The following is a 13,362-nucleotide window of genomic DNA, read 5'->3' on the forward strand; positions in this document are numbered from 1 at the left end:
AGTCACAATATTTCTATTAAATATATTATATGCAGACCAATTAATTGTTAATATTATTTAAATTAGGAAATATTACTTTTTAATTATATTATTAAAGGAATAAGTTCTTTTTTGTATAGACAAATAATCTTTAAACAGGAAAAAGTTATGGTGGAGAAATTAGATGATATAGATCGAGAGATATTAAAAATTTTGCAGAAAGATGCCAAGACGGTGGCAAAGTCTATTGCAGAACAATTAGGATTAACTAAAACTCCGGTTTATGAGCGTATTAAAAGATTAGAGCAAGATGGCTTTATAAAGAACTATGTAGCTATCTTAAATAAAGATAAAATTGAAGAAAGTATTACGGTCTTTAGCTTTGTTTCATTAGAAGCCCAAAAGGGAGCCATGATGGATGATTTCTTTGAACAAGTGATGAAATACCCAGAAGTGGTAGAGTGTTTTGTGGTAGGTGGTGAATTTGATTTTCTGTTAAAAGTAGTCGTCAAAAACCTTGATGCCTATTATAATTTTGCTAAGTTTAAAATAGCTTCGTTGCCAAGTATTGGCGGAGTTAAAAGTGCATTCGTTTTGAATGAAGTAAAGAACAATACTCACTTTCCGTTGCTATAATAAAAAAGGGTTGTAGATAAATTTATCTACAACCCTTTTTTATAAGTGTGTACTATTGTTATTTCATTGCAACCGCATTAGGCGGGTATTGCTCTAAAATCTGAGAAACAAATTCTCTAATACGTTCTTCTTTTTTAGCTATGTTTTTAGTGTTAGATAGTGTGCCAACACCTTTACCTTGCCAAACCAATTCATTTGTTTTGTTATCTATTAGGTCAATATACAAAGAACCTTGTGTACTTGCGCTTACGCTCGTACCGCCTCCCCAACCAAATCCAGGACCCCATGCCCACGGGTTATAACCCCAGCCCCAAGCACCGCCCCAGCCATAGTTATTGTTGTACACATCGACTCTTTCTTGTTCTTTGGTGAAAATACTAACTAAAATATCTGGCGTTTCAGACTTTACAAATCCTCTAGAACTCATTTCTGTTTCGATGGCTCTTAGAATGCGTTTTTTATCCAAATCAGAAATTTGTGCTTTATCAATACCTGTTTTATAGAAGGCGTAAGATTTGTAACCGTTAAAATCTGCTTTTTGGTCATAATCAGAAAGTACACTAACTGATGAGCAAGAAGTAATAAAAACTAAAAGTAGCAGCGGTAAGCCAAGTAATTTGATGTTTTTCATAACGTTATATTTTTTAAGTACTCAATTTTCTATTAAAATTAATTACAAATATCATGCCGAGGTATGTTAAAACTTATTGCATGTTTGTTTTTGGGTCATAGCCATAAGGGCAATGTCTGCAGCCGCTTTCACAACAGTATCCTCGTTTAATGTGAAATTGTTTTGTGAAGACTCTAAATCCGTTTTCAGACCAATAAAAATCACCTTCCTCTATGGGTATTATCTCTTTCATGTAACCAACAACTTTTAATAGCATAAAGTTACTTCTTTCTGTTGATAACCTAAAGGCATGTTATTTAGAAGATAGTTATTAAAGCGCTTAAGCCATATATTGACCTTTGAACGGTTTTGTTGGCAACAAAAACCAGTAAATTTCTGACAACCTATTTTTGGCTTTATCTTTGTAATAGTATCACCAAAGTAAATCTATGATATTAGTTTTTAGACATTTCTTCTATAAAAATTATGTGGGGCTTTCACTATGGCCCTTTATATTTTTAAAAAATGGAAGTTTAAAAAATGATGATGTGTTGATCAATCATGAGAAAATTCATTTGCGCCAGCAACAAGAATTATTGATTCTTCCGTTTTATATTCTGTATTTATTTGAATGGGCAATTCGTGCAATTTATTACTTAGATACCTACAAGGCATACCAAAATTTAAGCTTTGAACGTGAAGCTTACATACATGAAAATGATATGGATTATCTAGAGAATCGAAAAACGTTCAGCTTTATTAAATATCTTTGGCGTTAAATTCGCCCTACTTGCAAAGCATCAATCAACTTGTTGAACATCCTTTATTAGCGGAAAAGCAAGTAGCCCTTGTTATAAAACGCGAAGACCTTCTACACCCTTTTATTTCTGGAAATAAATACAGAAAACTCAAGTATAATTTATTGGCTGCAACAAGAAAAAGCAAGAATACCATATTAACTTTTGGTGGTGCATACTCAAATCATATAGCGGCGACAGCTTACGCGGCAAAAGAAAAAGGATTTCGTGCTATTGGGGTAATTCGAGGCGATGAGCTTGAAAATTCTTGGCAAACAAACACTACATTAAAGAAAGCTTATGATGACGGAATGCGTTTTAAATTCATAAGCAGAAGCGACTATAGAGAAAAAGAAAGTTTAGAATTTATTGAGACTTTAAGAAATGAGTTTGGAGCATTCTATTTGGTGCCAGAAGGTGGTACAAATAGTTTGGCCATAAAAGGTTGCGAAGAAATTATTACCGAAGTTGATGTGGAGTTTGATGTGATATGTAGCAGTGTAGGAACTGGTGGCACGGTATCCGGATTAATAAATGCATCTTTTTCGCATCAGAATGTATTGGGGTTTTCAGCATTGAAAGGTGATTTTTTGAAAGATGAAATTGAAAAAATGGTAAACAATACACGTTGGCAGCTATTGACCGATTATCATTTTGGGGGCTATGCAAAAACATCCGAAGAACTTATTCTATTTATAAATGAGTTTAAAGAAAAAACGGGTATTCCTTTAGACCCAATTTATACCGGAAAAATGATTTTTGGGTTGTTCGATATGCTAAAGCGCGATACTTTTGCACCTAGAACAAAAATTTTAGCAATACATACAGGCGGTTTGCAAGGTATTGCTGGCATGAATAGTGTACTGAAAAAGAAAAATTTACCTTTGTTGCATATATGAAAAAGATAATTTTATTGGTGTTGTTGGTGGGTATCGGGTTATCATCGTGTAAATCTAAAAAAAGGTACTCAGACCAGTTACGTACTAAAAATGTTCAAAACGAACGTAGAAATACCAGTACCGAGAGTTCTAAAAAAGTTACAAAAGCGAATCTGCCTGCAGAGCCTTCAAAGTTTATTCGGTTCAGTATAGATTCTCCTTCAGAATACATTAACACATTTGCAGAGACCGCCCAGTTAGAGATGATGGGGTATGGTATACCGGCAAGTATTACCCTAGCACAAGGACTTTTAGAAAGTGGAAACGGAAAAGGTGAATTGGCAATGAAAACCAATAATCATTTTGGTATAAAGTGCCATAAAGGTTGGGAAGGTGATTACGACTTTCATGACGATGATGAAAAGGGAGAATGCTTTAGAAAATATAACCATCCTATGTACTCATTTAGAGACCATAGTATCTTCTTGACAACAAGATCTAGGTATGCGTTTCTATTTAATTTAAAACACACCGACTATAAAGGGTGGGCGAAAGGTCTTAGAAAAGCTGGGTATGCTACAGATCCAAAATACCCGCAAAAGCTGATTTATTTAATTGAAAAATATGAGTTACATAAGTTCGATAAGCAGGGTAGAAAAGGTAGTTATCAACCGACTACAGCTATAGTATCTAACGATTCAAATAATATACATACGGTACAAAAGGGCGACACCTTATATTCTTTATCAAGAAAATATTATTTGAGTGTAGATGAGTTAATGCAGTTGAATAATTTACGCAGTGCAGATTTGTCTATTGGGCAGCCGATTAAAGTGAAAAAGTAGTATAATCAATTTAGAAAAATGATTTATCAAAGAAGTAGTGCCTTGTTTGCAGAGGCAAAAAAATATATACCTGGCGGAGTAAATTCACCAGTACGTGCATTTAAAGCTGTAGGCGGAGATCCAATTTTTGTTAAGAAAGCTAAGGGTGCTTATTTGTATGATGAAGATGGTAATATGCTAATTGATTATATCGCGTCTTGGGGTCCATTAATTTTAGGTCATGCCTACGAACCTGTAATTAATGCAGTGGTAGAAAAGGCACAGAACGGTACTTCATTTGGTATGCCAACTGAAATAGAAACAGATCTTGCGAAACTGGCTATCTCAATGGTGCCTAATATGGATAAAATTAGGTTTGTAAATAGCGGTACTGAAGCTTGTATGAGTGCAGTTCGTTTGGCTAGAGGGTTTACGGGTAAAGACAAGATTATAAAATTCGCCGGATGCTACCACGGTCATTCAGATTCGTTTTTGATTCAAGCGGGTAGTGGTGCGGTAACTTTTGGTAGTCCTAATAGCCCGGGTGTTACTCAAGGTACAGCAAAAGATACCTTGTTGGCAGATTATAATGATTTAGCCGGAGTGATAGAATTGGTAGCTGCAAATAAAGGCGAGTTGGCAGCAATTATCATTGAGCCAATTGCCGGTAATATGGGTTGTATTGTACCTACGGACGACTTTATGAAAGGGCTACGTGAGCTATGTAACCAAGAAGGCATTCTATTAATTTTCGATGAGGTAATGACCGGATTTCGTTTAGCGAAAGGCGGAGCTCAAGAAGTATTGAATATTAAGGCTGATATTGTTACTTATGGTAAAGTAATCGGTGGCGGATTGCCAGTAGGCGCTTTCGCAGCAAGAACAGAAATAATGGATTTTCTTGCACCCGATGGTCCCGTTTATCAAGCAGGTACGTTAAGTGGAAATCCGTTAGCGATGAGTGCAGGTTTAGCAATGTTGACGGCATTGAACGATAACCCAGAAGTGTTTAAAAGCCTTGCTGATAAGGCAGAATACCTACATAAAGGTATTGCTGCAGTATTGACAGAAAAAAAGGTAGCGCATCAAATTAATCGATACGGGAGTATGATTTCGGTTCATTTTACCGATGAGCCCGTAGTTGATTTTGCTTCTTCAGCGAAAGGTGACAATGAAACCTTCAAGAAGTATTTTCATGGTATGTTAGAACGCGGTATTTACTTGCCACCAAGTGCTTTTGAAAGTTATTTTCTTAACGATGCTTTAAGCTATGAAGATATAGACGCAACCATAAGCGCCTTGAAAGAAATAGAATTTTAATCTTTTGACTGATAAGATTTGTAAATCCACCAACCGGCAGCTATAAATAATAGTTGAACAGCAATACGGACGGTGGCTGCAACCTTCGACCCAATCGCGGGTATTTCTTTAGTGAAATCCCAAATATGAATAGGTAAGAATATAATCATCAGTATAAAAAAACCTAGTCCGCCCCATTTTCTATATTTTGGAATAATTAGAGCAATACCAACTATAGCTTCAGCAATGGTTGAAAGTATATTTGCTAATTGTTCAGGTATGAAATTTGGTATAAAATCTTTATAAGTTTCAGGTGCGTAGATATGATTGAATGCACCTGCAAGCATTAAGAAGGCAAATAAATATATTAGAACTAGTTGTATAATTTTCATGATGCGTATTTAAATTAGAAGTAAGTATCAATCTAATGATTATTGCTAAAACATAAGAATTATTCAAATATACTATTACTTATGTTTGAAAGTGCTGTTGTCTAGACAACGGCGATATAAGTAGTGTGGAAATTCTAAATAATAGCATAGTATTGTTTAGTTGCATTAAAGCAAAAGAGCCCTCATTTGAGGGCTCTTTTTTTTATGAGTTAGTTAAAATTCTATTTAAAGTTGTACTGAATACCTAACTGAACAGCATTTGAGAAAAACTGGTCAATAGTAAAGTAAGAGTAGTTTAAGTTAATAGTGGTAAAATTCTTAATTCTATATGATAACTCGCCTTCATACCGTTGAAAGTTGTCTTCATCTTGTTCTGCGAAAAGAGAGAAATCACTCTTTAAGTTAAAATCAGAATCATCATTTCCAAGTTGAAATTGCAATCCGCCACCGGCAAAAAGCCTGTATTCGGTCAACCAATATGGGAATCCGTTTCTTCTGTCTTCAGAACCAACACCATAAGCACCTTCCACTAATGGTCCAAGTTTAAAATTGTTTATGTTTAAAAGGTTGTATTCGACCCGTGTACCGCCAATGGCATAATATTGACTATCGGTATAGTAATCGGCATTAACATAAAACTCATGGTTTAAATTCGATGAGTATTCAAATTCTTGCGTTGCTTTTAGTTGTATGTCGTAAATGTTTAAATTATACCCTGGGCCAGTTGTAACTGGGTTTGCTTTTAATGCTAAAGAAGATTTGCTAGTTTCACCAATGAAATTTATTCCCGTTTTAATATGGAAGAATACTTTATTAAAGTTATCTAGCTCTACTTTTGCACCAACAAAAAAGGGTCTTTTTTTATTAGATTCGGTTTTGTACATATATTCAATACCTAATAAATCTCTATCAATATCATTAGGTACAATGGTGTCTTTTAAAACTGAATAAGCGGCACCTTGAACAATTGAGAATTTATGAAAATTCAATTTTTTGTTATAAAAACCGAAGAATAATTCGTTGTTGAATAGCGTAGGGTTAAATTCATCTGCAATTGCCGAAGAAGTAAGTCCGATCGAATGCCCTTTCTTTTTTCTTGCTTCAACCTCTGTTTTTTTAACAATGGCATCATCCATTAAAACCTTAAACTTACTAATGTAAAGAGCTTGCTTATCGTTAGATTCTGCTTTTACTTCATTATTAAAAGCAATTTTAAAATCTGGATCAATTTTCGATGGTGGTATATCTACGGCAATTTCCCCAGCTGCATTTACATCTCCTTTTAACAATAACAACTTCACCATATGGTTCATAGTATTATAGTCTCTTGGATTTTTTTCTATATGGTCTTTGTAAACTTGTTTTAAATACCTGCCATTAGCAAATTCTAAATTCCAGTCTAGCAATTTTGCCACAGGTATAGTGTTCGTACAAGTGCTCCAGTCTAATGCCTTTTGGTATTGTGCATATTCGGCGAATAATAAGGCAATGTTTTTAGATAACCGTATTAGATCAGGTCTACAAGTTTCAATATCCTGTAATTCCTCGACTGCCTTATTTGGATCATTTACTAATAAGTATCTTGTATAATACTCGAAATCTGTAAACTTCTTACTTTCTATAGTCTTCGTTTTTTCTTTCCATTCTTTAACAATTTCAGCAGAAATATTTCCACATTTTTGCCATAATTCAGCTTTCTCAAAATTCAATTTATCGGCATACAATTGGCTAATTGATGTAGCTAAATCTTTATTAGAAATACTACATGGTTCAATAGCATCAAGTTTCTTCAAAAGATCCTCATGATTTGATTTTACTAGAAATTCGTAGTAGGTCAATTTGTTATTCTCGGTAGGTTCTAAAGTGTACATCACTTCTAAAACTTGTTCAATTATTTTTGAATTGTCTTCGGTATTAAAATTCTGGAAATAATCTTTTAATATCGTAACGTCGTTTTTTCCCCATTCCATTTGTCTTTCCATCCACAATTTTTTAACTGCAGGTGAAGGGTAATTACTTACACTACTAATGTCTCTAGAAAAATCTGCATAAGAGCTAGACGGATTCTTTAAGTATAAACCGTTTAGTTGCGACCAAAGTTCATCTGTCTTGCCTTGTTTCTCCATACTTTCGGCGTAAGACACTATCTGTTGGGTGTTAATGAATTTATTATCCTTAAATAATTTCTCCATCAAATTTGTAGCCTCTTCCGTTTTTTCCTCAACAACCAATCTGTCGATTTTTTGCTTTAAAGGAACCATGGTTTGCTTGCTCTTGTTGTACGATTTATAATCACTATTGGTGTTTGTAATTAAGGTTGAGGTCGTACCGATTAAGGTTCTAATTTCTGGTCTAATATCTGGAACACTGACATTCGGCGATTTCGTTTTTATATTATAAAGAAAGCCATTCAATAACGGGACAGAAGTAAATTCTATCTCGTTAAAAATTAAGTTTTCGTGTATCTTAACATTATTGTGCTCTTCAACATACATCAACCAATACGATTCTTTTTTTTCATCAGAGTTTAAAGAACTGGAAATCTCATATTGCCCTTCGTAACTTAAATGACGAATACTTTGGTAACGCCAATCCATCGCCGCCTCAGTAGATTTTTTAGCAGTTAAAAATTGAATATATGGGTGTCTTTTTTTATAATCTACAAGATGTTTTTTTAATTCACCGATAGCATTTGAGGTGCTGCCGATTTTTAAGACATCTTTTGTGTTTAATGCATGCGACCATATGCCCGTATATAGATAGGTAGACTCTATTGCCCATTGCTCTTTTTGTGAAATGGTATAACCACTACTTAATCTCGGATAGTCAAAAAAGCGGTTATTTAGTGGGTCTGGGTCGAACTCTCTATCACCACCTTCATATTTATCGCCTAAAAATGATGTATGCACGAAATTTAAACTAGGAAACCCTTTCTTAAGCGTAATAAGACCTAAGCTGTCTATTTGATCGTTTGGTGCCACATAAGAAACAGGTAACGTTTTTGAAACATTATCTTCCCATTTTGATGCTGAAGCTTTAGTGTTGTCTAAGATAAGATCAGTGTCTTCCCATAATTTTTTAGAAAGTGGAAGGTCATTATAACCGCGAAAACCTAATTCATGACCGGCATTTGTAAATTCATTGGTAATCCATTTATTAGTGCCATTTTCATTTTTACCATCTAGTAGTCCAGTTTGGTCCCAACTTTTAAAATTAGCATCGCTCGTATTACTATTATTAGAGTTAAAAGTGACATAGGCCGTAAACTTAAGATCTTCTTCTTTTGCCAATTCTTTCATTTTGGGCCACCAATCAGATTTTAACACCTCAGATTTACTAATGCCGTTTTGTATGTTGATAGCTTTTCCTTGGTCATCATATACAGGAGAAGGAAAATCATCAAGAAATAATGTGCCGATGTTAGCAATAGGATATGGAATACCTTCTAACCCCAATAAACTCGCTGAAAATAGGAGTCCCCTCATTTCTTTTTTAAGAATTTGAGATGAGTTGTAGAGTACTACTTTACCGTTACCAATTCTATTCTCTATTAAAACTGGATAATCTTCATTATTGTGTGCGGATACTAAAACATTTACACTACTAGAAAAGTTTGACCCGTCGAAACCTAAATGAACCGTTTTGTTATCAAAGCTACGCCCTTGCATACCAGGAAAAAGAGCTTTGTTAAAGTACAGTCCAGAAGCTTCTCTGTTCGTGCTCCAGTCGGCATCTGGTGTCATTCCAAAAAAGTAAGACAAACGCTCATCTTTAGTAGCTTTGGTAACGAATAATGTACCACCTTTAGAAACAAACTTTAATAGACTGTCTATGGCAATAGTACTTAGACCAGCAGTTTCATGAACTGTTACTACTCTTGTCGTTGGTGCAATATTCAGTTTCTCGTTAAATTGGTTTACCCATAAGGTTTTATGGGCAATTTTAGAATAGTCAAAAGCTTTAGCTAAATTCTCGGTTTCGAGAATGGCGCTATAATTTGTAGGCTCTATGAGAAACTGAACAAGAGGTTCTTCGGTACTCTTTTCTGGAATATGGAATTTGTTATTAGACTTGTATAGTTCTTGTTGACAACTGGTCGCTAAACTAAAGGTTATAAGAAGAAATAAATAACCTAATTTTTTTGATATCATGGCTTAGTATCTTAAAATTCTAATTGTAGACCACTGGTTATAAATTAATTTGGTCTTTAATTCGAACTAACTAATTACCTCAATAATAGCAGTATCATGAAATTTATTGGTTAAGTATTCAAATTCATCCATGAATGAATCATTTATGTGCTTATTACTGGATTTTAGGTGCGTTGTAGCAGAAATTACGAACCGATTAAAAGCAAAAAAGACCTGCTAAAAGCAGGTCTTTTTTATTTATGTTAGATTTGATTTTACTGTTTAGATGAGTGTTTTCCTTTTTTACCACCTTTATCTTTACCATGGCCACGCATTTTTTTTCTGTGGTTCATTTTCTCCCATTTTTCAAATTGATCAGCAGTAAGTATCGATTTCATTTCTTTCTTACGTACAATTTGATGATCTAATCTTTCATTCTGCTTTGCGTATTTTTCTTCGGAAGTCATTACCTTTTTACCATCTTCTTTACTGGCTTTTCTTTCTTCCATTTTTGCTTTTCTAGCTGTAGCATCTTCAGTAAGAATAGTTTTTATTTTAGCCTGTTGAGATTCATTTAAATCTAGTGCCAAGGTCATTTTTTTTGTTTGTAAGGAAGCCACCTGTTCAGGAGATAAATCTTTCATGTCGCCTCTTTTACCCTTCATATTATGATCTTGAGCAGTTGCTGAAATTGTCGCCATTACTAAAATGGCCATTAATATTTTTTTCATGTTTATTGTTTTTATTATTTGCTTCTTTGACATGAATATTTCTAAAAGGTTTAAAGTCGAACCTCTTTTTAGTAAAACATTAACGGCTAGGTAAAATGCTTAAAATAAAAAAGCGCGGCTGTAGGTAGCCGCGCTTTTAAGTAGGTAAATTTTGTTAATATGTTAATTCGCTGGTGTTCTTCCCTCCATTGTTTTGTAAGGGTTGATTACGATATCAGCTTCTTGTTCGTAAGTGTTAGTTACAATCTCTTCTTGATTAGTTTCAGTTGTGCTTTGATGATATACAACAGAAGCAAAAATGAAACAAGCTAGATAAATAAGACTTTTTAATTTACTGGTCATGATTTGGGGGTTTTAAATTCATTGCTAATCTAAAAAAGAATAACGCACGAAAAAGCCCATTGTTGTGTAATGGGCTTTTTTTGATGTCTAGAATATTTAAAATGTGGTTAATACATTTCATTCACCGATGTTATTGGTTGTTCATCGATAGATGCATTTAATCGATCTTTTTTTGACTTCTTATTTAGGGTCAAGAATGACGTTAATACGCTCAATAACATCGTCGTAATGATATTTTGTCATCATGTCAGAAGTTCTATTTCTTGCATTACTAATATCTCGCTTTAAAATGTTTAGTTCAGCTCTTGCGATGGTACGAATATCAGATTGGCTAGTGTTGACAACTGTTGATTTTCTGTAGCCACCGAAATCAGAAGCTTTCGCTTGATTTTCTGCGGTCAATAAATATGCTAAACGATCTATATGCGCTTTTTGTAAGTTTCTTCTGTAGGTATCAATGGTTTTCCCGTTTTTAGTTTCAGACCAAATACCTTTTCTTAGTTCATTCATCATTAAGGTAAGTGAGTATGCATCCGCCGAATCAATAGTTTCATTTTCTATTAATCGTGCCATTTTACCTAAGCTCAATACATTATTCAAGGTACGAACTTGCATAGATCGCATTTGCTCTAAAAATCCCGAGTACTCGGTTCTCTTTAAAATATCTTGATCTAACATCCACATAGGCGTTTCAAAAAGTTGTTCATGTAGAAAGGCCATTGCTCTTTGTTGTTTCTCTTTAGGTACAGCAGTATATACAGCACCTTCTTGGTCATATGTCTTATGGTTTTCATAAACGCCGCCAATATTATTAGAGACGTGACCCATGTATCTGTTGAATTGAGAAAATACTTGTCCGTATAACTTATCTAGATCTTCATAATTCTTACCGTCTTCGGCTGTCCATTCAATAAGTTTCGGTACAATCCTTTTAAGGTTGGCAATACCGTACTCGCTAGCTTTCATGGCATCATCACCTAAGTCTTCAGTTTGTGAGCTAGGGTCGACGATATCACCTACCTGTTGGTGTCCAAAGCGATATAAAGGATCGCCTGCATGTGCCATGATCCATTTGTCTAAAGTAGATTTTTCTTCTTCAGCAGTGGTATTTGGTATAGGTTTATATCCCCATTGAATAGCATACTTATCGTATACACCAATGTCTGGCATTAAAGCCGCACCTTCATCACCAGGTTGTGCTATATAGTTGAAACGGGCATAATCCATAATCGATGGTGCAGTGCCATATTTTTCTGTAAATGATTTAGAACGAAGCGAATCTACAGGGTATGCAACACTACTACCCATGTTGTGTGGTAAACCTAAGGTATGCCCAACTTCGTGAGACGATACAAATCGAATTAAACGACCCATAACATCATCATCGAAAGAAACGCCCCTTGCTGCAGGGTTAATAGCTGCTGTTTGCACGAAGTACCAGTTTCTTAGAAGAGTCATGACATTATGATACCAATTGATATCTGACTCTAATATTTCGCCACTACGAGGATCACTAACATGTGGTCCGTTTGCATTTGGTATTGGTGATGCTAAATAACGTACTACAGAATAACGTACATCTTCAGGAGACCATTCTGGATCTTCTTCTTTGGTCGGAGCTTCTTTGGCGATAATAGCATTTTTAAAACCAGCAGCTTCAAAAGCAATTTGCCAATCTTCTATACCTTGTTTAATAAATGGAACCCATTTTTTAGGTGTAGCCCTATCTACATAATAGATAATCTGTTTTTTAGGCTCTACCAGTTCGCCATTCTTGAATTTTTCGGCATCTTCATCTTTCACTTCTAAACGCCATCTGTCTAGAAATTTAATGGTCTTACTTTCTTGCGCTTCTAAACCATAATCTACTTGACCACGAGCAAACCAGCCGACACGTTCGTCAAAATAACGGCGTTTCATTTGTTCTTTAGGTAACAATACCATAGAGTTATTGATTTCTACAGATATAGAACCTAGACTTTCGTTACTGGGTGCGGCACTTGCCAAATATGTTTTAATGTGACGTACTTCCACATTTAATGGGTAACTCTTGATTGATTCAATATACCCTCTGCCTTCATCTAAACGAGACACCTTATAGCGCTTGCGATACTGCTCTGGCATGCCAAAAGCTTTTGTGTCTTTGATGAAAATATCATTGACCTCAATAACCGTAGTCGGGTTTAAAGAATCTTTTTGTACCGCTTTAATATCAAACGAGAATAATACAGGCTCAAAATTCGAGTTTACAACTGCTTCATGTACGGGTAAAGAATCTGCCGCAACCACATCATGAGAAACTACGCGGAGTAGTACTTTTTTATCTTTCTTTTCCCATCGTAGAACCTGGGTATTTATTTTTCCGCCACCAAAACCGATGCCTGAGGCAGTTTTAGAAATACGGCTTACCATCAACATTTCTTTGTTGAATAATGAGTCGGGAATTTCAAAATAATGATTCTCGTCAACTACGTGGGTAGTAAAAAGTCCCGTATCGCTAACAGCATCTTTTGTAATAACCTTATTGTAAGGTTGAATTTTGTCTTTTGATGTTTTGCTGGCTTCTTGTTCAGTATCTTTTTTCTTCTTTTTAAAAATTTGAGCTTCGGCATTTTGGTAGCCGAAAACACATACAAAGAGTAATAATTTTACGAGTAATTTTCTTTTCATTTGTGAGTTAGTTTGGTAATCTTTCAAAGATTGAAATAATATCTGGAACAAATAGTTAATAATTTCTTAAGGCT

Annotated in this window: 12 protein-coding genes; 5 read left to right on the forward strand and 7 right to left on the reverse strand. The window is 34.8% G+C overall.

The window, feature by feature from the left end; genetic code table 11:
• The first annotated feature begins 147 nt into the window (after positions 1 to 147).
• Positions 148 to 615: an Lrp/AsnC family transcriptional regulator gene (locus tag ACEN2N_RS17485; RefSeq protein WP_441825527.1), complete on the forward strand. Its 468-nt coding sequence runs from the start codon at positions 148 to 150 to the stop codon at positions 613 to 615.
• 58 nt (positions 616 to 673) lie between these two features.
• Here ACEN2N_RS17485 and ACEN2N_RS17490 read toward each other — a convergent pair whose 3' ends face one another.
• Positions 674 to 1,246 carry a DUF4136 domain-containing protein gene (locus ACEN2N_RS17490; protein WP_441825528.1) on the reverse strand — a complete coding sequence of 191 codons (573 nt, stop codon included), beginning with the start codon at positions 1,244 to 1,246 and terminating at the stop codon, positions 674 to 676.
• A gap of 73 nt (positions 1,247 to 1,319) precedes the next feature.
• Positions 1,320 to 1,478: a DUF5522 domain-containing protein gene (locus ACEN2N_RS17495; RefSeq protein WP_441825529.1), complete on the reverse strand. Its 159-nt coding sequence runs from the start codon at positions 1,476 to 1,478 to the stop codon at positions 1,320 to 1,322.
• Positions 1,479 to 1,674: 196 nt separating this feature from the next.
• Here ACEN2N_RS17495 and ACEN2N_RS17500 point away from each other — a divergent pair, with 196 nt between their 5' ends.
• Genes ACEN2N_RS17500 through hemL form a run of 4 tightly spaced genes read left to right on the forward strand, consistent with a single transcriptional unit; the run spans position 1,675 to position 5,044 of the window.
• Complete coding sequence (locus ACEN2N_RS17500) at positions 1,675 to 2,004, forward strand: hypothetical protein (RefSeq protein ID WP_441825530.1); 330 nt, start codon at positions 1,675 to 1,677, stop codon at positions 2,002 to 2,004.
• Between the two features lie 11 nt (positions 2,005 to 2,015).
• Entirely contained in the window at positions 2,016 to 2,921 is a 906-nt protein-coding gene (locus ACEN2N_RS17505) for a 1-aminocyclopropane-1-carboxylate deaminase/D-cysteine desulfhydrase (protein WP_441825531.1), read from the forward strand.
• Positions 2,918 to 3,745 (forward strand): glucosaminidase domain-containing protein, encoded by an 828-nt coding sequence (locus tag ACEN2N_RS17510; protein WP_441825532.1) that lies wholly within the window; start codon positions 2,918 to 2,920, stop codon positions 3,743 to 3,745. The genes ACEN2N_RS17505 and ACEN2N_RS17510 overlap by 4 nt, the downstream gene beginning before the upstream one ends.
• An 18-nt stretch (positions 3,746 to 3,763) precedes the next feature.
• The gene (gene hemL / locus ACEN2N_RS17515; protein WP_441825533.1) at positions 3,764 to 5,044 is read left to right on the forward strand and encodes a glutamate-1-semialdehyde 2,1-aminomutase; all 1,281 of its coding nucleotides are present in this window, start codon (positions 3,764 to 3,766) and stop codon (positions 5,042 to 5,044) included.
• Here the strand turns inward: hemL and ACEN2N_RS17520 are convergent.
• From ACEN2N_RS17520 to ACEN2N_RS17540, 5 genes are all read right to left on the reverse strand, one after another.
• A complete protein-coding gene (locus tag ACEN2N_RS17520) occupies positions 5,041 to 5,415 on the reverse strand; it encodes a hypothetical protein (RefSeq protein WP_441825534.1) in 375 nt (124 codons plus the stop codon). The genes hemL and ACEN2N_RS17520 overlap by 4 nt on opposite strands.
• Positions 5,416 to 5,636: 221 nt before the next feature.
• Positions 5,637 to 9,566, reverse strand: coding sequence for a DUF2194 domain-containing protein (locus tag ACEN2N_RS17525; protein WP_441825535.1), 3,930 nt, complete (start codon positions 9,564 to 9,566; stop codon positions 5,637 to 5,639).
• Between the two features lie 254 nt (positions 9,567 to 9,820).
• Entirely contained in the window at positions 9,821 to 10,276 is a 456-nt protein-coding gene (locus ACEN2N_RS17530; RefSeq protein WP_441825536.1) for a hypothetical protein, read from the reverse strand.
• A 162-nt stretch (positions 10,277 to 10,438) separates the two neighbouring features.
• A complete protein-coding gene (locus ACEN2N_RS17535; protein WP_133688013.1) occupies positions 10,439 to 10,618 on the reverse strand; it encodes a hypothetical protein in 180 nt (59 codons plus the stop codon).
• Between the two features lie 180 nt (positions 10,619 to 10,798).
• Positions 10,799 to 13,288, reverse strand: a complete 2,490-nt coding sequence (locus ACEN2N_RS17540) for a zinc-dependent metalloprotease (protein ID WP_441825537.1) — start codon at positions 13,286 to 13,288, stop codon at positions 10,799 to 10,801.
• Positions 13,289 to 13,362 lie beyond the last annotated feature (74 nt).

The sequence above is a fragment of the Maribacter spongiicola genome (genome assembly GCF_052119685.1).
In the GTDB taxonomy this organism is placed as follows: Bacteria; Bacteroidota; Bacteroidia; order Flavobacteriales; family Flavobacteriaceae; genus Maribacter; species Maribacter spongiicola_A.